Raw genomic sequence first — 249 nt, 5'->3', positions numbered from 1 at the left:
AAATCGATGTAAAGGCACAACAAATCAAAGACATGGCCGACTGTATTCTGGAATACTCCCTTCAGAAAAAGAAGACTGAGCTTGTCACTCTGGAACAGAAGAGTTTCCGTTCCGCATTCTTCGACATCCTGTCCGAGACATGCATCTGCCTGGAACAGAGCGGATTTACCGTCCGGGCTTCCCTTTTATGGGAGGACAGGGAGATATCCGTTGATCCGAAATACGTGACCAGGATCCTCGATAATATCA

At 47.0% G+C, this 249-nt stretch carries 1 pseudogene; it reads left to right on the top strand.

What is annotated here, in order from left to right:
• Positions 1 to 249, top strand: a pseudogene (locus LI114_RS14010) (sensor histidine kinase); the annotation flags it as partial.

This window comes from Ruminococcus sp. 210702-SL.1.03 (genome assembly GCF_020559915.1).
Taxonomy (GTDB): Bacteria; Bacillota; Clostridia; order Oscillospirales; family Ruminococcaceae; genus YE71.
This window is presented reverse-complemented; position numbering and strand designations above follow the sequence as displayed.